The 1,670-nt window shown below is 71.2% G+C and carries 2 protein-coding genes; one reads left to right on the forward strand and one right to left on the reverse strand.

Going from position 1 to position 1,670, the window contains the following annotated elements; all coding sequences use genetic code 11:
* Positions 1-1,091: hypothetical protein (locus HYG95_RS24385; RefSeq protein ID WP_181701419.1), on the reverse strand; the 1,091-nt coding region annotated here is incomplete at its 3' end.
* A 148-nt stretch (positions 1,092-1,239) separates the two neighbouring features.
* Between HYG95_RS24385 and HYG95_RS24390 the strand changes: the two genes are divergently transcribed.
* The gene (locus HYG95_RS24390) at positions 1,240-1,605 is read left to right on the forward strand and encodes a hypothetical protein (RefSeq protein ID WP_181701421.1); all 366 of its coding nucleotides are present in this window, start codon (positions 1,240-1,242) and stop codon (positions 1,603-1,605) included.
* The last annotated feature ends 65 nt before the right edge of the window (positions 1,606-1,670 follow it).

A 1,670-nucleotide genomic window follows, 5' to 3' on the forward strand; every position in this document is an offset into this window, starting at 1 on the left:
ACATCCAGGTCGACGGAGATCGCGTACCCGCGCGGCTCGTGCCCGACGGCGATTCCCGCTGGCGGGTCGAGGCGTTCGGACTCTTCGACCCGCCAGCGGGAATCGCCGTCGGGCACGAGCCGCGCGGGTACGCGATCTCCGTCGACCTGGATGTTGTAGCGGCGGGACCCGTCCGGATTGTCGCCACCCTCGGTGACACGGACCGCATCGGCCAGGTCGAGGATGTCATCGGCTTCCCGGCGGACCTCGGCGCGAGCATCGGCGATCGCCCGATCCGGGTCGCGCACGAGGGTGTCGGGGTCGACGCGGAGCCTGCGAGCCCAGCCGTCACGCGCGCCTTCGGCTTGGGCGCGCAAGGTGGGACCGCTGATTCCGGCGACGCGGTCCACCGCAGCGGCCATGGCCTCGACCATGGCCGCGCGCAACAGGTTTCGATACCGCAGGTGTGCGACGGTATCGCCGAGGTGGGCGAGATCGGCATCGCTGAGATCGAACCGGCGCACCAGACGATCACGGGTCTGATCCACCGATTCAGGCGTTGGCACGTGGTCGGCGGCGTGGTTCGGATCCGAGTCCGGCACCCGGGCTGCGGGGCCAGTCGGATTCGACGCGAGAATCGGCGAACCCTGCGGCGGTATCTGCCGCGTCGGCATGGACGGCTGGTCCACCGGCAGACCGGCGCGCCGAAGATCCTCCTGGACCGCACGCAATGTCGCATCGTCGGCCTCGGTGAGCCAGTACTGCTCGTCACCGTAGAGGTCGGTGTCCGACAGCGGCCCGAAGTCGGCCGGGTACCGCATAGCCGGCCCGTCGGCGCTGTCCAGGAACCCACGAGCCCGCGCCAACTCCGCAAGCTCGGCCAACGCCGCCAACGGTTGCCGCAACCCGGAGAACCGCTCCCCCAACCCGAGCGCCTCCCCCAACGCCCGCGCATACGAAGCCGCATCCTCCGACAACGGCGCCGCATCCCGCTGGCCCGGAAGATCCCGCTGCTCCCGCAGGAACTCGGCCACATCCCGCAGCGGATCCCCACTGCGCGCCTGGTCGTTGTCCCCCGACTCCGGAGAACCCGAGGGCGGTGTCGGCGGCATGGGTGGGCCGCCCGGCGGCGGGGTGGACGGGGTGTCCGGGGTCGACGGTTGCTCTGGCGACGACTGCGTATGGGGCGCAGAAGGCGAAGAGGGCGTCTGCGGCACAGGCGTAGTCGGTGACGAAGACGGCGGCGGCAACACAGAAGGGGTGGGTGGTGCTGACGACATCGGCGGCGCTGACGGCCTCGGCGGTGCGGACGGCACCGGCGGTACCGAAGGCATGGGCGGTGCGGACGGCATCGGGGGCGCAGATGGCATCGGAGGTGCCGACGGCATGGGCGGTGCGGACGGCGTCGGGGGCGCCGACGGCATCGGGGGCGCCGACGGCATCGGGGGCGCCGACGGCATCGGAGGCGCCGACGGCATCGGAGGCGCCGACGGCATCGGGGGCGCCGACGGCATCGGGGGCGCCGACGGCATCGGGGGCGCCGACGGCATCGGAGGTGCCGACGGCATCGGGGGCGCCGACGGCCCCGGCGGGGCGGTGGGCGTCGAAGGGAATCTCGTTGCCTAAACAACTACTGCCCTCTCGAGGAAATTGAGAGATCAGAAGTAGTGTAGCCTGATTGTGATGATAAA

Origin of the sequence: Nocardia sp. GTS18, from assembly GCF_013839555.1 — a bacterium.
Taxonomy (GTDB): Bacteria; Actinomycetota; Actinomycetes; order Mycobacteriales; family Mycobacteriaceae; genus Nocardia; species Nocardia rosealba.